This is a genomic window from Microcoleus asticus IPMA8, from assembly GCF_013179805.1.
GTDB classification, from domain to species: Bacteria; Cyanobacteriota; Cyanobacteriia; order Cyanobacteriales; family Microcoleaceae; genus Microcoleus; species Microcoleus asticus.
In genome coordinates this window covers 82,153-102,820 of the sequence record NZ_SRRZ01000004.1, presented here as the reverse complement: position 1 = coordinate 102,820, position 20,668 = coordinate 82,153, and the positions used below count along the sequence as shown (strand labels likewise).

The following is a 20,668-nucleotide window of genomic DNA, read 5'->3' as shown; positions in this document are numbered from 1 at the left end:
AAATGTCAATCAAATGCTTAAGCTTCGGTGCGCCTACCTTAACGGATCAATATCCGTTTGATGCTCAAAAGCGCAAAACCGGGATGCTCCCCTTGAGTTTGGTCGTTAGTCGCGACTGTCAACTTGTCAGTGCCCCGGACTGGTTAACGTGAGGGCGCGAGCACGCCCTCACCTTAACCAGTTGCGTAAGTCCTGTAGTTATTAGTAGGGTGCGCTTCGGCGCACTTTACTACTACAGATAGTGTAAAAATAGAAGGAATGCAGCGTAAGTCCTGTTCTTCCTTCTTCCCTATTCCTTTTGACTTCATAACTTACGCAAAAAATGGTTCACTGCGCTATTTGTAGAATCTCTGTGGACAGAAGCGCACCCTACAGATAAAGTTTAGGCGTCCAGGACAGTTCCCTCTTTTGTTTATTCTTCCTTCTCAATAAAAAACCCCGGTTTCTTCAAGAAACCGGGGTTTTTTCTACCAACTAACAGAGGAGTCAAAAGTTCACAGGTAGCGGTTGCCGGAATTCTGCATTTCTCGCACAACCCTCTAAACCAAACTACGGGCAAATTCTAGTTGCAGCTTCTTTAAAGCTGTCTCATTTCCTCTTCAAGCACCCGAACCAAATCTTGGTTTCCACTGGATCTCGCTACTTCTATGCGGTGCATCAGTTGCTTGTGAATATTAGCGCGGTGGGTTTCTGCGACTTTTTTTACGTTTTGACGATTTGTGTTCATGGTGGACGTTCCTTATGTTAAATTTGGTGTACCTGCTACTTCTCTAATATAGCGCTAAATTTCAAAAAGTATCTAAATTTACAAAAAATTTACAGTTGTTGACCGATCGACCAAACTACTGTACAATATTGACCAGAAGTCAATAGTGATATCTTGACAATCCCAAAGAAGGCAAAAGCCTAGAGCAGCAGAAGGCTAGAGCTGCAAAAGGCAGAAGTAGAAATCCTCCCCATCACCCAACATTTACTCAAAGGGTAAGCGACGCACTGCGCACCCAACATTTAGTCAAAACTCAAAACTTGCTCCAGCGCTTCTACCAACTGCTCAAGGTGTGCGAGCTCGTGAGTTGCCATCAGCGAAATCCGAATTCGACTGACGCTGACAGTCGGAGGCCGAATCGCCGCAGCAAAAATACCCATTTCCTTGAGCTTGCTGCCCCCTATTAAAGCTGCAGCTGCATCTTTTAACGGGAGACTAAAAATTGGGGAGAGGGAATTGGTAATTGGTAATTGGTGATTGGTAATCGCGCAATATTTGAAAGTTTCGATATTTTGTCGCAACCGAACTCGGCGTTCTGGTTCTTGCTGTACAATTCTCACAGCTTCCAAAGCAGCCGCCGCGTCAGCAGGCGTCAATGCCGTAGTATAAATCCAACTCGCAGCTCGATTACGCAGAAAATCAATTAAAGCAGCAGAGCCCGCAACGTAGCCGCCCAGACTTCCCAAAGCTTTGCTGAGTGTCCCCACTTGCATCAGCGGTGTTCCCGTACACCCGAAATGTTCTGCACAACCGGCACCGCTAGCACCGAAAACTCCTGTAGCGTGAGCTTCATCTACTAATACCATGCAGTTAAATTTTCCGGCCAAAGCTAACAACTGCGGCAGCGGACACAAGTCCCCATCCATACTAAAGACGCTATCGGTAATAATTAAACACTTGCGGTATCTCGCCCGATTTTGCTCTAACTTGACCGTTAAATCCTCAAGATTGCAGTGACTGTATTCTAGGGCAGTTGCACCGCTGAGTGCGGCTCCGTTTTTCAGGCTCGAATGGTTGTACTTGTCAGATAATATTAAATCGCGCTTGCCGACAACGGATACGATCGCCCCTAAATTCGCCAAATATCCCGAACTGAAGACTAAAGCATCTTCAGTTTGTTTTAAATTAGCAATAGCCAGTTCTAACTCTCGGTGCAAATCGCGGTGTCCGCTTAGCAACCTCGAACCCGTCGCGCCCGTACCAAATTCCTTAGTTGCAGCTATAGCCGCTTGAATTAACCTGTCATCGCCGGCAAGTCCCAGATAATCGTTGCTGGCAAAGTTAATCAGCCGACGGCCTGCTAATTCTACCACGGGCCCGGGGGAACTCTCGATCGATTGTGGCGATCGATACCAATGGGCGCGGCGAATAGTGTCGAGAGACTTCTCTATCCAAGCGTAAGGGTCAGCGTTCATTTTGGAAAGCGATCGGGTAATAAGTTATATTGTCTTATAATCAGTCCCTGCCTATCACACAAGCATATGCCCCTCACTAAAAAATACAGATTAGTCACCCGCAGCGATTTTGACGGTCTTGTCTGTGCCGTTTTGCTCAAAGAACTCGATATGATCGACGAGATTAAATTCGTGCATCCTAAAGATATGCAGGATGGAAAAATCGAAATAACAAATAACGATATTAGCACCAATTTACCCTATGTTGAGGGAATTCATCTAGCATTCGATCACCATTTCAGCGAAACTCTCAGACACGAGAAAATCAAAATCAACCACATCATCGACCCCTATGCAGCTTCCGCAGCTAGGGTTCTGTACAAATATTATGGAGGCAAAGCAAAGTTTCCTGATATTTCCGACGCGATGATGCAGGCAGTTGACAAATCAGATTCCGCTCAATTTGCCAAAGAAGAGGTTCTGCATCCACAAGAATGGGTGCTGTTAAACTTCATAATGGACGCCCGAACCGGGTTGGGAAGGTTTAAAGAATTTACGGTTTCCAATTATCAGTTAATGATGCAGTTAATCGATTACTGCAAAAATCATACCATCGATCAAATCTTGCAGCTTCCTGATGTGAAAGAAAGAGTAGACCTCTACTTCGATCAAGAAGAAAAATTTAAAGAGCAAATACAGCGCTGTGCCAAAGTTTATAATAATTTAGTTGTTTTGGATTTGCGCAACGAAGATGTGATTTATGCGGGAAATCGTTTTGTCATTTACGCTTTGTTCCCCGAGTGCAATATATCGATTCACGCACTGTGGGGACTGAAACAACAAAATACTGTTTTCGCAGTTGGCAAGTCAATCTTTAACAAAACTTCTAAAACAAATATTGGGGAGTTAATGTTAAGATATGGGGGCGGCGGGCACCACAATGCCGGAACTTGTCAGATTGAGAATGATAAAGCTAGTAAAGTTTTGAAAGAGTTAATTGCCCAGATAGAGCAAAATGGTTAAATTGGCTTTATCTTTTTTGCAGTCAGGACTTGAGTCTTTGATTACTTTATTTTTCAGGCCTAAAGTCCTTACTACAAACAGGGATTTTCTGAACAGAAGTCCTTACTACAAACGGGAATTTCCAGGACTAAAGTCCTTACTGCAAACGGGAGTTTAGTCCTCAAGGTTTTGAGATGGCGGGTTCGGGGCATTGAGATTTTCTGAACTCTTGCCTTTGACTGGCTGCAAATGGTCTACCAAACCCATATCAAAAGCGATATCCGGCAACTCATCAGCGTTATATTTTCCTGCCTCAAACAATCGCCCGGGAGTAAAACAAGGCTGTTTCAATCGTACCACTTCCCCCGGTGAAAACATTCCCCTAAACATTTTGCGTTCGAGTCCCATAATTTCGGCTCCTAAAACAATTCTCGCATTAATCTTAGCAATTTTTGAGCCGCAGCTTCCCAATTAAATAAATCCGCCGTCTCTCTAGCTTTTTGAGCTACCTGAAAACGCATCGGGTCTTCAACAAGTTTTCGCAACTGTTCGCGAACAGACTGAACATTTGGTTCGGCCCAATGAGGAGCATTTCTGATTTTTAGATACTCAGTATCGTAACACTTTCCGACGGGAATTAGATCGTAAGCAATGGGATAACAGTTATCAGCATTGGCGTACTCAGTCGGGCCGCCGTACATAGTCATAGCGACGGGCAAACCTGCTGCAAAGGCATCCAAAATTTTAATCGCAAAACCCTCGCCGCGAAACGGAGCTAAAAAAGCATCGGCTGACAAGTATAAATCAGCTAGTTCTGCTTTCTTATAAAATTTAGGGATTATCAGAATTTTTGGCTTTAACTTGCCGAGGCGCTTTTGGATATTGACGAGATGTTCCACTATAACCTCTGGATTTTTGCCGCCATCTTTGATAATTAACTCTACGTTGGAATTGTCTTGAAACTCTTCATAAAAAGCTTGAATGGCGACATCCGTGCCAAATCTATACAAATCAAAAGAATTGGTCATGTGGAGAATATATTTTACATCTTTTTGGTTTTTTTGCGGTTTGGGAAAATAGAGTTGCGAGATTAAAGGATTGAAACCTAGAGGCATGACTGATACGTTTTTCGCCGGACATCCAGCTTTTATTAAGACGTTTTTAGAATATTGGCTGACGGCTAGTTTGTGGGATAAGTTATTGACAGCATCGTAAATCCAGTAATCATAATCATCAGTGTTTTTGGCGAATTCGTAATTGATAGCAAAAAGTTCTAAGTTTAGATGTCCCTTGAGTTCTTTTAAAAAATAAGGTTTCCAGTAATGAGACCATTTTATCTGAAATAAATCTGAGGGTGCGGTGTTCATCCACTTCTCTAACAGGTGGTTTTCTTCTGTTGTGGAATTACGGGTGAGGTGAGAGGCGATTGTCGAGGGTTCGACAGAAATAGGAATTCCCATCTGGTCTAAAGTTTTTGCCAGGGATAGTGTAATGTCGCCGAAGGAGTTAAAGTGTTGAAAGCCGACGTTAAAGTGAACCATATTTATTAGTTATTAATTATTAATTATTAGTTATTAATTATTAATTATTGGTTATTGATTATTGGAGGCAGAGCCTCCGGGTATGTATTTCCAGGCAGAGCCTGGGAACAAGACTGGAAGGCTAAAATACCAACAAATAACAACTAATAAATAACAAATAACAACTAACTAAGGGCTAATTGGCCGATCGCACTAAAATGACTGTACAGTCGCACCCGCGCGCCACAGCTTCCGGGATGTTCCCCTGAATCACCTGCTTCAGCAGCCCTTCGCGGCTCGCTCCCAGGACGATCGCATCGCACTGATCGTTCTGAGCCAAATCAATTAAAGCATCAGAAACCGATGTAGCGCAAACCGAAGTCGCTATTATCGAACAGCTAACCCTGCGCTGGATAAACTCCGCCGCTTGCTTTAATTCGCGACGATCGGGTTGTGCAACAGAAGGCTGGTGAACCTGACACAATTTAATCTCCGGTACAGCACTCGCAGCCACCAAAGCAGGTAGCAGCCGCAAAGCCGCAGCTTGCTTGTAACCGCCGCGAATAGGCACCAACCAGCGCTGCAAACCCATCAGCGTGTGCAGTCCCAATTCTGGCGCTGGAATGTCTGAATTCGGCGGGGGAAGTTCAGTCTCTGGAGTCGCTGATGAATCTGAGCCGATCGCCAATGCGGGATTATCTGCGCCGTCAACTCCTTCGGGCTTTAACTCCCATTCTATAGACGTATATTTCCGCCCGTTAAAAGAGGGGGAAAACTCATTTTTCTTGCGGGTTGCTAATATTTTTTCGCTCCATTTAACCAAAATAACCTCGCAGCCGGCTTGCCGAATTACGGTATCCACAACATCACCAAAAATGCGTCCTTTTGTGGAAAATTCGCCTTGCCAGCCCATCAAAATTAAATCGATGTGCCCCTCCCTAATTGTCTCCAAAATCGCGTTAGGCACGTCGTGAGCTACCCGTATTTGGGTGTGAACCGGCAAGTTCCAATTGCGAACAATTCGCTCGGCTTGTTGCAGCAGGCGGCGGCTTTTGGTTGTCCGCACTGCGCTTTCTGAGGGGGAACTGTTGCGCGGTACTAAGATGATTTGCAGGCATTCTAATTCGTAATTGCGATCGCGCGCAATCGCCGCCGCCAGCCGCAGCAAAGCGGGTGCTGTTTGGGGGTTGGAAAGCGGCACTAATAAGCGGCCGTTTCCGACTTGCGGAGCCCTGGTTTGATAGACAACATAGGAAGGTTCTGGATGCGGGCCCTGGGTTGTTTCTCCGCTGAGGCGATCGGATTCCACTCGGATAATGTCGCTGCGGGTAATAATTCCCACCAAACGGCGGCCTTCTATGACTGGCAAGCGGCTGATATTGTAGTTGTTGAGCCTGTACAATACCTCGCTTAAAGTATCCTTTGCTTTGACTGCGATCGGCTGTACAGTCATAAATTCTTTGAGCAGCGAGTCTCCGGAAAAATTGCGCTCGCTGGCATTTGCCAAATCGGTTTGACTGACAATTCCGACTAATTTGCCATCTTCAACAACTGGAAATCCTCGGTGGTGCGATCGCGAAAATGCCTGCATCACTTCATCGAAAGTCAGCAGACTCGAAAGAGTTTCAACTCGGCGCTGCATCACGTCCTCTGCGTACAAGTCGCTTAAAGTATTGCTGGCAGCTTGTGCCTTTGTCAGTTCAATGCCGTTAAACTCCAAAAGGTGATTGTACAGCGAGCCGCTCTCTACCTTTTCTGCCATTAAATAAGCAACTACAGAACAGATCATCAAAGGCAGCACTAATTTGAAATCCGCCGTAATTTCAAACACAATTACTACCGCAGTAATCGGCGCTCTAGTAACCGCGCAAAAAAACGCTCCCATTCCCGCCAAAGCATAAGTTACCGGCAAACCGATACCCAGGACATCTGCCTGCACAATGCCCACCATGTGACCGAGTGCAGAACCCATAACTAGGGAAGGGGAGAACAATCCTCCCGGAGCTCCCGAAGCAGCGGAAATAATTGTCAGAAAAAAGTGAGCTACAAAAGCAATTAAACTCGTTATGCCGCTTGCTTCACCTGTCAGCAGAAACTCCCGCAAACCCGTATTGTTGCGGAAACTTTCTGGGAGAAAAGCTATTACTGAACCGCAGATTATGCCAGCTAGAGCCACTCGCGCGGGCAAAGCTAATTTGAGCGATCGCCTGTTAAATTGCAAGCTAGCAACAATCCCTTTGGTGAACAAAGCTCCCAGCAATCCCGCTAAAACTCCTAGCAGTATGTAGAAGGGAATTTCCTGAGCCTCAAAACTGCTTTGGTACTCGCGAAGGTTCAAACTTAAACTATCGCCGCCCAAAAGCTGAGAGACAACTGCACCGATAAATGAAGCGATAATTGCAGTCCCTAAAGTCAATCCCGAAACGTCGTGCAGCAGTTCTTCCACTACAAACAAAACTCCTGCAATGGGAGTATTGAAACCAGCAGCCAATCCCGCAGCAGCACCGCAAGCAATCAATTGTCGGCGGTAATCTGGGGAAGTAGGCATCAAGTGACCTATCCAGCCGGCCAAAGATGCTCCTATTTGCACAGTTGGGCCTTGCCTGCCTAAAGTTAAACCGGAACCAACTGCTAAAATAGTGGTCAGAAGTTTGGCGACAGCTACTCGCAAATCTAAGGAAAGATTGACTCCGCCGAGAGCAGCTTTGACGTGAGGAATGCCGCTGCCGGCAGTTTCGGGAGCAAAACGCTCAACCAAGAAACCTGTTAGCAACCCGCCGCATAAACCGACGCTAGGCAGTAATATCCAAGCTGGAATTACTGTCGAGGTAGCAACTCGCCAACTACCGAGCCATCCGACTCCTGATTTGAGCAAAACCCCAGCGAGTCCTGAAATTAAACCGATCAGACAAGCTTCAAAAATAGCGAGGCGTTTCGGCCGTAAAAACAGTTGAGATGCGATAACCCTGGAAGGTTCCCTAAATTGTTTAGGGATAGTAATATACGGCATAAATAGCGTTGATTACCTGAGAATTGTCTGCTCGATCAAACTTTAGCAAAAAATCCTTCGATACTTACCTGAAATCTGCTGTAATTCCGATGCTACCGGATTTGATATCAATCTGCGATTTTTTTGCCCTATAGCCTCCACCAGTGTTTTCAAATCCGGCACTTCTAAATCACGCTAGCTGCTGGCCGGCAGTGTCGCCCCAAATCCTGTTTTCTCGTGTCTGCGATTTAGCCAAATCTATCTCGCGACTTGACAGCAATTGTCTCAAGGCTGGCTGTATTCCGCTTTCCCAATCTATGAGAGGGCCGTAGCAGTCAAAACTTACAAATATGAAATTGATTAAAATTTAACCTCTGTCATTGCTTCTATTCTACGGTTGATATTCAGCAAAAATTTCAATTTTTCCGACTACATTGCGATTAAATTCGACCAATTCTTCTGCCGGAATCCAATATTCTTCGTGAATCGAACTGCCCACATTTTGAACAGGATATTTTTTTAAGAATTCTGCCGCCACCCGAAAGCGCGTGACATAGCCGAAATATCCCGATGCTGCATCTCTTGTATTCCAATCTCGCGCAATTTGTATGGCATAGGCTTTGTGAAGTACCGGATAAAAAGTAGGCTGAAAGGATAAGCGCGGCGGAAATGCCATAAAATCGCTTTCTTTAATCAGTTCCATTTCTTTTTTGCCGACGGCTCGGAACAGCATTACTGTCTCTCGATCTGATATATTGATATTTTTAAACCAAGCTTTCCAACCGTCCCAATTGTGAACTATTTTAGCCAATTCAGCGTAACCGGCCGCGCGGGGATGGACCCCATCGTTTTCGGTAAGTTCTTTTTGCCAAATTTCCGATTGTTGCAGGGGGGTGCAAACATCTAGATAAGGCACGTTTAACTCGCTGCAAACTTGAGCAAATTGTTCGGATAAGTTGGCAATCCGGCTTGTGCGATCGGCATCGATAACTGGCGGTGGCCCTACCATTAAAACAGGGACTCTTTCTTGGGCAGACTTGAGAATATATCGGGCATTTTCAATTGATTTCTCAACTTCAAGGCGAATTTTTTCGTTTTCTAGGTAAGTGTCGTTGACGCCAAAGGAAAATACTATTCTGCCGTCGCCGTAGTGAGGTAAGCGGCAAGAAACTTCGCTGAACCAGCGAGTTTCTATATCGGCACTGGTTTCTCCCCTGATTCCTAAATTGTAGTAGGTAATATCGTGTCCTTGTCCGCAAGCAGCCGCGCAAATCCGTCCTGTCCAACCGAGACATTTGGGATCGCAAGTACCGTTTACAAAAGAATCGCCGATAAAACAAATACGCATAGTATGTGTGGGGATTAGGAATTGGGAATTGGTGAATGTTGACTGTTGACTGTTGACTGTTAACTGATGATTGATGACTACTAACAACTAACAACTGACAACTAACAACTGCCAACTGCCAACTGCCAACTGACTTTAATTTTTGCCGATGACGGACAATCCCTCTACAATTAGAGACGGTGTGTGGCAAGAACCGTTCCACTCGGAGTCTCCTCCCAATTCTACCAATTGTTTGAGAACGCTGTAGACGTTGCCGGCTACCATTGTGTCTTTGATTCTGCCGACTATTTGACCTTTTTTGACTCGGTAGCCGAGATCGACGTTAATCGAAAAATCGCCGGAAATTCCGGCACTGCCACCAAGCATTTGATCGACTACAATTCCGTCGTCTAATTGAGCGATTAAATCGATTAGCGATCGCTCTCCTGGTTTAATCAAAACATTGAACAAACTCGGCGTGGGATAGCTGCCCAAACCCGGGCGAAATCCGTTGCCAGTAGTGCCGCTACCCAAGGCTCGACCGGTGGTGCGATCGGTATAAAATAGCTGCAACACTCCGCTGTTGATAAAGACGATCGCCCGAGTCGGAGTACCTTCGTCGTCAAAAGGACAGCTATAGGGCCCGATATCCGGCTGCTGCGAGAGGGTGACAAGCGGCGATGTCACTTGTTGGCCTAATCGATCGTTCCAAGGCGAAGCGCCTTCGAGTACCTGTTTGCCGTTCAACGCCGCACAGATAGTCCCCCACAGTAAATCCGCCGCTTTGGCTGTAAACAGCACCGGCACGCGGCCCGTGGCGGGAGCAACATTATCTTTCGCCCATTCTAAACGCTGCAAAACCCGCTTGGCGCTGGTGTTTAAGTCGAGGGTACCGCGTTCGGTTTCGCCTTCCCAAATGTTGAGGAAATCTTCTCCCCGCACTAATTCTGCTGACAAGTAACCGCTGAGGGTGGTGTCGGTGTGACTGGAATCCAAGCCTCTGGTGTTCAGCAAGCGGGTGCTTTCGATTTCGCAGTCGAGTTCAGCAGTGCAGAGGCTTTCGGGATAGGCTTCGCGGACGATCGCGATCGCCTCTTTTCCCCAGTTTACTAGCTGTTCGGCCGGCACCGACACTCCGCGATCGGGATAAACAACTTTCTCACCGGTGCCGAGTTCGATGGTTTCCGGTTCGTTGAGTTGCGAAAGCGCGATCGCCCTGTCCACCAAAATTTGCGGTTCCACGGGCCCGTAGGCCACCGCCAAACCCGGCCGCCCGTCCCGCCACAGCCGCAGGGCAATGCCTTCTGCTTGGGCGGTTTCTAGCTGTTTGAGGCGGTTTGCTTCAAAAAAGACCGGCCGCGAGAGCGATTGCGATTCCAATACCTCAGCAGCTTCTGCACCTGCTTTGGTGGCTAATTCTAGCAGTTGTTCTGCTGATTGGTCATTGGTCATTGTTGTCTGTGGTTGGTAATGGGCGATTCGATTTTCGATTTTCGATTTTCGATTAAAGAATTGGCAATGACTTACTGGATATGGGGTGGGATCACGGGTCTACATTTAGATTCTTTTGGGAACTGGTGGAATGGGCGATAACAAGATTTTACGCATTTGTGATTGTTTGAATCTTACCAATCCCATCAGTCGATTTTAGATTTTAGATTTTAGGTTTTAGATTTACTCCACAGATGAATCTGGGAACTTGAACTATCAATCTAAAATTTCGATCTCTCCACGACAGGAATCGGGGGGTTGTATCCGTTTTTGGGCGGGGCCAGAAACCGGCTTTCTTGCTGCGGGTCAGATCTGAAAGCCGAGATTTATCCTGAAAAAACCAGGTTGCTTAAATCTGATTGAGAATGCTGCCAGATATTAGTTATTGCTAAGCGAGCGACTAAATAGTTAGTTCGTGCAGCAGCCAAAACCCTGCAAAAGATTCCGATTCCGGCTTCGACTGAATTGCTAAAAAATGTACTTTTTTTGCTTGCTTTTTAGCGGCTTCAAATCCTTTCGCTTCTCTCTCAGTTGCTGCGTCTCTGAGATTAGCTAAAATCCAGCGATCGTTAGCTCCGGTATCTAATACCAGCCTAGCGGGGGGGCCGCTGTCAAATTTGAGAAAAGCCAACTCCAAACCCGACATCCAACCTGCCAGGGCTGCTGCTCTCGACGAGTAGATAATAAGTCCCGGAATTTGCGTTTCCGGGCCCAGGCGTGTCATCGGCAGCCCGAAAGCTTCGCCAAATCCGATATCCCACTCGGACATTTCGTCAAAAGCTGCGATCGGCAAACTCACAAACGCCCATTTTTCGCCGATTAAAGCATCCGGCAGAGCAACTGGCGTTTCGGGTACAAATTGAACGCTCGGGTTCACAACGGGTTGATAGCCCGGTTCAGCGGGATAAACGTCTTGCATCCGTTCTTCCAGCCACAGGCTGAGGGCGAGGGTGCGGCGGCTGCAGGCGGCGGGAATGTCCAACTCCTCGCAGGCTTTGGTAATCATGTTCCCCATTTGGCGGCGGAAAAAGCGGATTTTTTCAGGTCGTTTCGGTGCTGCGGCGATCGCATCTTTAATTGCATCCGCCAGCCACAGGGAATTCACGGTTGAACTGGAGCAGAATTGCGAGTAGCGAAACAGAGATTCGGCCTTGTCGCCTACATTCAGCGGGCTTTCGCAGATCAACACTTCCCATTTTTTTTTCTCTCGCTCGTCTATGATTGGACGGCTGTAAAAGTCGAGTTCCCAAATAGTAGCCATGCCGCGCTGTTAAAAATTAATCCTTTCTCATGTTACCGGACAGGGGACAAGTTTCTGATTCTGACAATTTAAGGCTGATTTTCAATCGCGGGCGATCGCACTTTCCCAAAGATTGCCACTTTCCCTTGCAGCTTCCCGTGTAATTTTTGGCAGCAGTGCACAACCGGACGCATTAGCAACTCTTCGGAGAACTGTCGCGGAGCAATCTCAACCTGCGATCGTTTGTTAAACTTGTGCAAGCCAGGGAAAACCAACTGTATAGCTTGATTCCATGAGACAAATCATTCTCGAAAAGATTGTTTCTACCTTACAACCTTTAGATTTTGTTCTCGCTTTATGGCAAGGAGGTTCAGCAGCCCACGGATACACCGACGAGTGGTCTGACCTCGATATTGCTGTTGTGGTTGAAGATACCTGCGTGGAAAAAACCTTTGAGATTGTTGAAAAAGCCCTCGCAGAAATTGGCGAAATCGAACTCAAATATCGAGTTCCCGAACCCGCTTGGCACGGTCAGTCGCAGTGTTTCTGGCGGCTCAAAGAAACCCCACCTTTTTTGCTAATTGATTTCGCCGTTTTCCGGCGCAGCAGCCGCAACGATTTTCTGGAAATAGAGAGACACGGGAAAGTGCCGATCGCCTTTGACAAAGCTAATCTAATTGTACCGCCTCCTTTGGATCGAAGCAAACATTTATCTACAATGCAGTCGAGATTCAACGAAATTAAAATCCGTTTCGATTTGCTGCAACATCTGGTAAAAAAAGAGATTTATCGCGAACATTTAATAGATGCGATCGGCAACTATCACAACTGGACGCTTCTACCATTAGTCGAACTGCTGGGCATGATTTACCGTCCCCAGAGATACGACTTTGAACTCAAATATTTTAGCCGAGACTTTCCGCCAGAAATTGTAGATCGCATCGCACCGCTTTTCTGCATTGCCAACCTTGAAGATTTAGCAGCAAAACAGCAAATAGCTGAGGCTTTTTTTGCAGAAAGTTTACCGCTTGCAGAAGCTAATTTTTACTTTGATAACACCCTAACACTACCGCAATAGGATCAAGGTTTTGTACCAAAAACGATTAATATAGTAGCATCAACCTTAAAGATTAACATCCCGTGACAAAACTCAGCGTTAACATCAACAGAATCGCCCTTCTCAGAAACTCTCGAAACATCGGTATTCCCAGCGTTACGGAAGCTGCAAAAACAGTAATTGCTGCCGGAGCTCACGGCGTTACAGTCCATCCCCGCCCGGACGAAAGGCACATCAAAGCTGCCGATGTTTACGAATTAGCCAAAATGCTAACTGTCGAGTTCAACATCGAAGGAAATCCGTTTCAGCCGCCATTTATGGATATAGTTTGCGACGTAAAACCGGCTCAGTGTACCTTGGTGCCGGACGCTCCCGACGTGCTAACATCGGATAGCGGTTGGAATATTCCCGAAAATCGCGATCGGCTCTTACCAATCATTCAAAAATTAAAAGACAACGGCATCAGAGTCAGCTTGTTTATGGACGCAGATGCTGCTCTCATGCCGCTAGCAAAAGAAGTTGGAGCAGACAGAGTAGAACTGTACACGGAACCCTATGCAACTGCTTTTCGCGAAGGTAGAGTAGAATCTGTTTTTCAACAATATGTCTTAGCAGCTCAAGCCGCTCAATTAGCAGGTTTGGGAGTGAATGCCGGACATGATTTAAATTTGCAAAACTTAGCTAAATTTTGCTCTATTCCTGATATACTCGAAGTATCGATCGGTCATGCTTTAATTGCGGAAGCGCTAGAAATGGGCTTGTCCAACACAGTACAAGCTTACCTAAAAATCCTGGCAGGTTCGTAGTACAAATTAACCTCATGGGGAAGGGCGGATTTTACTGCGGTAAACTCATTTGTATCAGAGATACTAACTAAATCCGCCCCTACAAGCATACAGGATCAAAACTTACGCAAAAAGTGGTTTAACACGCTACGAATATGGTAAGGTGCGGTGTCTATCGCCAGACAGAATTAGTCGATCGTCCAAAAATAGGTAATAGTAGGGGCCGTCACCCCCTGCGGGGGCTAGCTTTTTCTAGTAGCAGCGCTCCTCCCACAGCCAAAACACCGCGTTTTTTGGGTGGGGGCTTTTTTGAAGCAAGATCCTCCGAAACAGCTTGAATTTTCCTCGACCAAATTACTAAATATTCTCTAATAATATTATGTGTAGGGAGTATCATTGAAATGTCTCGAAAAACTGAGGCTACTACTTAGCTCCCGCACTGCCAATCTGCTACCAGCAGGTTTTGTGCAAGTACGGGGTATTTATGTGTATCCTCCATACTGCTGTAGCCTCTGTGCGATCGCCAGATTTAATCCGGTGAAAACAGGCAAACACAAGTAACCATATACAACTCATTACCAATCGGAAGTGCGCCATGAAAAAACTAATTTTACTGACTGGAATGCTACTCGTGATGGCGGCAAAATCTGTATTTGCCAGCCCAGTAGCCCCAAAAATTGCACCGAGCGAGCTGATGGCTGCCTCGGAAATTACAGAAACCGTTAACAAAACCGCTACTTCTGTCGCAGTTCCCAACATCGAACCGATCGAGCGAATGTCAACCTCGGAAATTCGAGAAACCATAAACCAACCCACCACCTATATTTTTGAAGGCGTCAAAGGGCGAGAACTCACTCTCTCGCTGTGGGCGGGACAACTGAAAGCCGAACTTTACAGTCCCAATGGTGAAAATATGGGGGTTATTGAAAAAAGCGACAATCAGTGGGTGGGTCAGTTACCAGAGTCCGGCATCTACCGCGTGCGAGTTACCCCGAAAGGTCAGACCAGCAGCTTCGTACTCGGACGCGACTTTAACGCCAAGTGGACTTATAGGCCCGATCGCGCAATGCCCATAGCATTCAGGGAAAAAGAAGCCACAATCAAACTCAAAATGTCCGGCTACCAGATCCAGCCCATCACGGTTCAAGGCAAGCAGGGACAAACAATCAGGGTAACTGCTAGCAATAAAAATCTAGATCTGGCGATCGAATCTCCGTCGGGACAACTCCTAGATCAAGGCGAAGGTCAAACTTTTGCTCAACTCCCCGAATCCGGCATTTACCGGGTGATGGTAGTTGCCAAAAGGCCGGTCAAGCCCTCCATCAAAGTTTATGTGCGATAGCTAAAGATGGCAAAAATACTGTCGCGCGATCGAACTTGCGCCGCCCAATTACCACAGCTCGCCCGATCGGCGAGCTGTTTTTTGCGCAAAATCAACCTTGGATCAGCGCTTCAAAACGTTCTTGTTTCCAAATGCAGCTTAAATCCGAGTCAGCCAAAGCTAGTTCTCGGTATAAATTAGGGATAAACTCCACAGCCCGCTGCAAATTGTCAAGAGCCAAATCAGCAAATCCCATTAGCGCATAACAGCAAGCTTTATTGTAAAAAGCATTAGCAAAATCAGGATTTATTTCTAAAGCAATTTCGTAGCAAGCAATCGCCTCCGAGTAGTCGCCTTTTCGCGCCAATTCTACACCCCGGTTATACCAAATTAAATAATCTTCAAAGGGAGACTCAGATGTGGGAGTGAACTTGGCATTTGTCTGATTTAAACCTACTAATTTCCCCAAAGCCACTCTCCGTTCGCCCACAGCTTCGGCTCGGCCCGGTTTCAGATCGAGCGATCGACTAAAACTAGCCACTGCTTGTTTGTAAAGTCCCATTGAGTTGGCAGCTATACCGCGATTGTACCAAGCCTTCGCGTCGTCAGGGTTAAACTCGATCGCCCTGTCAAAACTGTTGAGCGCCAGATAGTAAAGCTTGAGTTCCAACAGAGCATTACCTCGGTTGTACCACGCCCAAGCAGCCTCCGGGTGCAAATCTAAAGAGCGATCGAAACTCAGAACCGCTTTATTGTAAAGCCCCATATCTATCAGCGTCAGTCCCCGGTTGTGCCAAATACTCGCCGCCCACGGACTAAATTCCAGAGCCCTGTCAAAACTGTTGAGAGCCTCCAAGTGCTGACCCAACTTTCCTAAAGCAATAGCCCGGTTGTGCCAGCCAAAGCTCGCATTCGGCTGCACCGCCAAGGCCTCATCAAAACTATGTAACGCCTCTAAGTGCCGTTCTAAGTTCCCTAAAGCCATGCCTCGCCCAAACCAAGCCTTATAATGATCTGATTGCAACTTCACAGCTCTGTTAAAGTTCGCCAGAGCAGCATGATCGTCGTTAGCTTCGAGGTGACGCGAACCCAGATGGTAATACCAAGCCGCTTCCAAGTTTTGAATTAAGTTCATAATATTTTGTATCTATCTTAGGGATGATTTTACCTGAAACCATAGCTGGAGTAAAACGGTAATTCCACTAAAAATCTGAAATATTTGATACAGGGCGATCGCCCGTACAAACTACCAGTAACAAACTCAACAATTGGCGGGAGAAACTAAATATTTTCCTCTCGTAAGATGTTTTTTTTGCTAACCCCACTCATCGCTTGTTGGAGGTGCTGCGCATTTCAAATCAGCGTGAATCGCGCAACTATTTACCGCATCCCGAATTAGGTTTGCAGTTACACAAAGAGTCCAAGGCAGCCCAAAGTCTAACTGCAAATCTCATAGTGCGATCGAACTTCTGCTTGCCCAATTCAAGCAACCACAACCGCTGTTTTAGCATTCTCATTCAACAGCAACTGGCCTGTTGCATCAATACTAAAATCTTTCCCCAGCACAAAACCCTTGCCCATCAACCGCTGGCAAACAACCAGCGCAGTAATGCGGCGAATTTCTTCCATCACGTCAGCAGGAATCAAATAACTCAAACTCCAGATCACGGACTCGCAGTCATACCAAATCAAACGCTCAATACTGACAATCATCAAAGCAGCTACACTGTCAACAGACAGCCGCCCTCTAAGATCCGCAATCAAATCTTTACCAATTAAGCTATTGCGAGTCATCATCGCTCTAGCCATCTTTCCAATTTCTTGTTCGAGTTCTAAATGATTCATGCTTGGCACTGGCTTTTATGTTTTTAAAGCACTAATCAGAGTAAAAACAGTAGCCGCTACCAGGCTCTGCCTTAGCGTAGCTGACGCAGGCTCTACCGCAACTCTTTTAACAAAGTATACCTAAAGAAAGATCCAAAATGTATCTAAAGGCAGATATCAAAAATTTTTTTTTTGCATAAATAGGTGAATCAATTCCCACAAGAGTTTTTACGAGCAGCGAATTGAGTATTTGTGCTCGCTCAGGCCATGAGTAAAGTCAAAAATTGGTAAATTCGATACATACTTAATAAAGTAGTTATTTCAAAGAGAAAAAAACAATGGCTGCAAACCAGCCAGACATCGATATTGCCCCCTTTATCGACTACGGCTTGATTGACCCTACCGCCACGCCAGAGCAAGTAGAAAACTGCTGCCAACAAGCAGAGAGATTTGGCTTTGCCACAGTTTGCGTGTATCCCGCCTACGTCAGACAAGCAGTTGAGCTGCTGCACGGCAAACGTCCAAAAGTCTGCACAGTTATAGGTTTTCCCACCGGTGCTTCGACTTCAACGGTGAAACTTTACGAAGCTCTAGAAGCCGCCGATAGTGGAGCCGTAGAGTTAGATGTCTCCGTTAACTTAGGATTGTTGAAAGCTGGAAGAATCGACGAATTCCACCGGGAATTAGCCCAAATTTGCGAAGAAACTAATCTCACCATCAAAGCAATTATCGAAAGTTCGCTGCTTTCGGATGCCGAAAAACAATTAGCGGCTGAGATTTGCATGGAAGCTGGTGTGGCTTACATCAAAACCAACACAGGCTTTTTTGGTCCGGCGAAAGTTGACGATGTGCGACTGCTGAAGGAAGTTACTAAGGGCAGGATCGGGATTAAAGCCGCCGGCGGAATTCGCACTCACGAACAAGCTCTAGATTTGGTAGTAGCTGGGGCAACTCGTTTGGGGACTTCCCGCGGCCCTGAATTAATCCGCCAGCGCGATAATTTAGATAAAAGTCATTAGTCATTAGTCATTAGTCATTAGCAATGGCTAATGACTAATGACTAATTGGGAATTGGTTCGCCCTTACGCACCCTACAACTAAAAGTTCTGCGTCCTGGACTGTTTTTGCTACTGTCTAATAACAATACTTCGGACAGTTTTTGATTGCCAACTGTAGAATGACTGTTCCAGGTCGATCGACCAACGAGGACAATGAAACTGTCCGAAGTAAATCTAAAATCTAAAATCTAAAATCTAAAATCGAGTGACTCGAACTTACAAAGCAACTGGAATCAATCTTAAGAGTGCGCCGATCGGCGAATCCGATCGAGTGCTGACAGTTTTGACGCGGGAATTCGGCTTAATTCGAGCCGTAGCACCGGGTGTTCGCAAACAGCGATCGACCATTGGCGGTAGAAGCGAATTATTTGTGGTCAACGAATTGCTAATTGCCAAAGGCCGATCGCTCGACAAAATTACCCAAGCCGACACCGTACAATCCCATCCGGGTTTGAGCCGCAACCTCGGGAAACTCTCAGCCGCGCAATATCTGGCCGAATTGGCGATCGCCAGCGCCCTTTCCGATGAGCCCCAAGAAGAACTCTTTTGGTTGCTGGGCGAACATTTGAGCCGTTTGGAGCGTTTGTCCGATCGCACGGAAATCCAATCCGCCGCCGTGCTTGTCGCCCACCTCAGCCACGGCATTTTTCACCTGCTAGCCTTAGCAGGCCTCGCGCCCCAAGTCCAAGTCTGCTGCGCCACCAGACACCCGCTGATCCCAAATTTCAGCGATCCGAACTGGCAAACCGGGTTTAGTATACCCTCTGGGGGAACCTTCAGCTTGTCCGAACTAGCTAACCTAGAGGCAGAACTCTCTTCAGAAACCGGCACCTTGTACAAATCCGCTTCTCGTTCCCGGCAAACGAATGGCAGCAAACACTTGACAAACTTCTTGATTAATGCTAAGGAATTAGCAGCGCTGCAACAGTTGGCTAGTCCAGAACTAGGAGAGGGGATTGCCGATCGAACAACTTGGGTATCAGTAGAAAATATTTTGCGGCAATATGCCCAGTATCATTTAGGTTGCACGATTAGATCGGGAAGCTCGATCGATACCTACTTAGAGAGTTTTGAGTTTTAAATTTTGAGTGTTTAGTTAAATAGGTGAACGAACGATCGTACATCGCACCCCCAGCCTGCGGGATACCCGAACCTGCCGGCATTTTCAGGTAAATTCTCAAGGTTGTTGCGACATCAGATAATAGATAGAGATAAAGTTACGAGATTATTAATAAACTTAGGGGTTAACCCCTCAATTTGAAATCCCCATTCCCCCAACCTCCACCCAGGCGAGCCACCCCAAATCCTATGATACGACTGTCCGATTCTGATTTGACAATATCTGTTTTAGCTGTGACCCACCACAAAATGGAAGAACGAGAAAATTTTCCCGATTTTCGCTCGGAACCCGCCTTGGCCGATCGACGGAGCAACGTCGAAGACCCAGAAATGGATAAATATTCCACAACGAAAGAAACAGAGTCAAGCAACGGCAAAAGCCAAGAACCCGAAGCAATCCCCCCGCTGGCAACAGCAGGCACAGCAGCCGAGAGTTCGGAAGCATTAGCCGAAACTTCCGAAAAAGAAACAGCATTTCTGCCAGTTCTGAAAAACCGAAATTTTCTAGCACTGTGGAGCGGGCAAGTTTTTTCCCAACTAGCAGATAAAGTTTATCTCGTACTGACGATCGCCCTCGTGGCCAGCCGCTTTCAAGCGCCAGATCAAACCATCAGCAGGTGGGTATCGGCAATCATGATCGCCTTTACCATTCCCGCAGTGCTGTTCGGGGCCGCCGCAGGCGTGTATGTCGATAGGTGGTCGAAAAAAGCAGTGCTCGTAGCCACAAACCTGCTGCGGGGAGCCTTCGTTTTAACATTACCCGTGCTGCTGTGGCTCTCTGACGGGTGGGAACTCGGTCAACTGCCGCTCGGATTCTGCTTGCTGCTGCTAGTGACATTCCTCGTTTCGACTCTAACTCAATTTTTCGCCCCAGCAGAACAGTCAGTGATTCCTTTAATTGTGGAACGCCGCCACCTGCTCTCGGCAAACTCCCTCTACACCACAACCATGATGGGTTCGGTGATTATTGGCTTTGCAGTCGGAGAACCCTTACTAGCTTTAGCCGACACCCTATTTACCAACCTCGGCGGGGGACTCGGCATCGGCAAAGAATTAGTAGTAGGCGGAAGTTACGCCTTCGCCGGAGTGCTGTTGCTGTCGATGAAAACAGGGGAAAAAAACGATGCCGAACACGAACCGCCACACCCCTTAGCAGATTTGCAAGACGGCCTGCGTTACATCAACGATCAACCGAAAGTCCGCAATGCTTTAATTCAACTAATTATTCTATTTTCCATTTTTGCAGCCTTGGCAGTTCTAGCGGTGCGGCTGGCAGAAATCCTCCCGGGTATGAAAGCCTCGCAATTTGGCTTTTTGCTGGCTGCGGTGGGCGTCGGCATGGCTGGTGGGGCGACGACAGTCGGCTATCTCGGCCACAAATTTTCTCACTCCCAACTGAGTTTAATCGGATCTATCGGCATGGCACTTGCTCTGATGGGCCTTTCTGCATTTACACACCATTTGTGGCTCTCGGTACTGTTCATTACCCTGTTGGGTTTATTTGCCTCATTGGTAGGAGTGCCGATGCAGACTACAATTCAAGCAGAAACCCCAGAAGAAATGCGGGGAAAAGTCTTCGGGCTGCAAAACAATGCGACTAATATCGCTTTGAGTTTACCATTGGCTTTGGCTGGGGTAGCCGAAACATTTCTGGGCTTGCCGACAGTATTTTTGGGTTTAGCAGGATTAGCGATGGCTGGCGGTGTCTTAACCTGGTATATTTTCCGTAGCAGTAATAGCAAAGTCGATCGAATCTAAAAAATAACAAACTCTGA

Annotated in this window: 17 protein-coding genes; 7 read left to right on the top strand and 10 right to left on the bottom strand. The window is 46.7% G+C overall.

Annotation, left to right across the window (positions count from 1 at the left end):
* Positions 1-577 precede the first annotated feature (577 nt).
* Both pirA and bioF read right to left on the bottom strand, forming a co-directional pair.
* Positions 578-727 (bottom strand): arginine synthesis PII-interacting regulator PirA, encoded by a 150-nt coding sequence (pirA, locus tag E5S67_RS02115; protein ID WP_172185012.1) that lies wholly within the window; start codon positions 725-727, stop codon positions 578-580.
* 281 nt (positions 728-1,008) lie between these two features.
* Complete coding sequence (bioF, locus tag E5S67_RS02110) at positions 1,009-2,181, bottom strand: 8-amino-7-oxononanoate synthase (RefSeq protein ID WP_172185010.1); 1,173 nt, start codon at positions 2,179-2,181, stop codon at positions 1,009-1,011.
* 66 nt (positions 2,182-2,247) lie between these two features.
* On the opposite strand from bioF, the gene E5S67_RS02105 reads away from it, so the two are divergent.
* Positions 2,248-3,183 carry a DHH family phosphoesterase gene (locus E5S67_RS02105; protein ID WP_172185008.1) on the top strand — a complete coding sequence of 312 codons (936 nt, stop codon included), beginning with the start codon at positions 2,248-2,250 and terminating at the stop codon, positions 3,181-3,183.
* Positions 3,184-3,336: 153 nt separating this feature from the next.
* On the opposite strand, the gene E5S67_RS02100 is transcribed toward E5S67_RS02105, so the two are convergent.
* From E5S67_RS02100 to E5S67_RS02075, 6 genes are all read right to left on the bottom strand, one after another.
* Entirely contained in the window at positions 3,337-3,570 is a 234-nt protein-coding gene (locus E5S67_RS02100; RefSeq protein ID WP_172185006.1) for a hypothetical protein, read from the bottom strand.
* Between the two features lie 11 nt (positions 3,571-3,581).
* Positions 3,582-4,703, bottom strand: coding sequence for a glycosyltransferase family 4 protein (locus E5S67_RS02095; RefSeq protein WP_172185004.1), 1,122 nt, complete (start codon positions 4,701-4,703; stop codon positions 3,582-3,584).
* Between the two features lie 175 nt (positions 4,704-4,878).
* A complete protein-coding gene (locus E5S67_RS02090) occupies positions 4,879-7,692 on the bottom strand; it encodes a chloride channel protein (protein ID WP_172185002.1) in 2,814 nt (937 codons plus the stop codon).
* Positions 7,693-8,062: 370 nt separating this feature from the next.
* Positions 8,063-9,019: a GDSL-type esterase/lipase family protein gene (locus E5S67_RS02085; protein ID WP_172185000.1), complete on the bottom strand. Its 957-nt coding sequence runs from the start codon at positions 9,017-9,019 to the stop codon at positions 8,063-8,065.
* 135 nt (positions 9,020-9,154) lie between these two features.
* Positions 9,155-10,450 carry a TldD/PmbA family protein gene (locus tag E5S67_RS02080; RefSeq protein ID WP_172184998.1) on the bottom strand — a complete coding sequence of 432 codons (1,296 nt, stop codon included), beginning with the start codon at positions 10,448-10,450 and terminating at the stop codon, positions 9,155-9,157.
* Positions 10,451-10,889: 439 nt separating this feature from the next.
* Positions 10,890-11,750: a Tab2/Atab2 family RNA-binding protein gene (locus E5S67_RS02075; RefSeq protein ID WP_172184996.1), complete on the bottom strand. Its 861-nt coding sequence runs from the start codon at positions 11,748-11,750 to the stop codon at positions 10,890-10,892.
* Between the two features lie 271 nt (positions 11,751-12,021).
* On the opposite strand from E5S67_RS02075, the gene E5S67_RS02070 reads away from it, so the two are divergent.
* From E5S67_RS02070 to E5S67_RS02060, 3 genes are all read left to right on the top strand, one after another.
* The gene (locus tag E5S67_RS02070) at positions 12,022-12,807 is read left to right on the top strand and encodes a nucleotidyltransferase domain-containing protein (RefSeq protein ID WP_172184994.1); all 786 of its coding nucleotides are present in this window, start codon (positions 12,022-12,024) and stop codon (positions 12,805-12,807) included.
* Between the two features lie 62 nt (positions 12,808-12,869).
* The gene (locus E5S67_RS02065; protein ID WP_172184992.1) at positions 12,870-13,592 is read left to right on the top strand and encodes a pyridoxine 5'-phosphate synthase; all 723 of its coding nucleotides are present in this window, start codon (positions 12,870-12,872) and stop codon (positions 13,590-13,592) included.
* A 574-nt stretch (positions 13,593-14,166) separates the two neighbouring features.
* Positions 14,167-14,913, top strand: coding sequence for a hypothetical protein (locus E5S67_RS02060; protein ID WP_172184990.1), 747 nt, complete (start codon positions 14,167-14,169; stop codon positions 14,911-14,913).
* A 91-nt stretch (positions 14,914-15,004) separates the two neighbouring features.
* Here E5S67_RS02060 and E5S67_RS02055 read toward each other — a convergent pair whose 3' ends face one another.
* Together E5S67_RS02055 and E5S67_RS02050 are read right to left on the bottom strand one after the other, a co-directional pair.
* Positions 15,005-16,027: a tetratricopeptide repeat protein gene (locus E5S67_RS02055; protein WP_172184988.1), complete on the bottom strand. Its 1,023-nt coding sequence runs from the start codon at positions 16,025-16,027 to the stop codon at positions 15,005-15,007.
* Between the two features lie 347 nt (positions 16,028-16,374).
* Positions 16,375-16,737 (bottom strand): hypothetical protein, encoded by a 363-nt coding sequence (locus E5S67_RS02050; protein WP_172184986.1) that lies wholly within the window; start codon positions 16,735-16,737, stop codon positions 16,375-16,377.
* A 317-nt stretch (positions 16,738-17,054) separates the two neighbouring features.
* On the opposite strand from E5S67_RS02050, the gene deoC reads away from it, so the two are divergent.
* From deoC to E5S67_RS02035, 3 genes are all read left to right on the top strand, one after another.
* The gene (gene deoC, locus E5S67_RS02045) at positions 17,055-17,735 is read left to right on the top strand and encodes a deoxyribose-phosphate aldolase (protein ID WP_172184984.1); all 681 of its coding nucleotides are present in this window, start codon (positions 17,055-17,057) and stop codon (positions 17,733-17,735) included.
* Positions 17,736-17,979: 244 nt separating this feature from the next.
* Positions 17,980-18,855 (top strand): DNA repair protein RecO, encoded by an 876-nt coding sequence (recO, locus tag E5S67_RS02040; protein ID WP_172184982.1) that lies wholly within the window; start codon positions 17,980-17,982, stop codon positions 18,853-18,855.
* 227 nt (positions 18,856-19,082) lie between these two features.
* Positions 19,083-20,651: an MFS transporter gene (locus E5S67_RS02035; RefSeq protein ID WP_172184980.1), complete on the top strand. Its 1,569-nt coding sequence runs from the start codon at positions 19,083-19,085 to the stop codon at positions 20,649-20,651.
* Positions 20,652-20,668 lie beyond the last annotated feature (17 nt).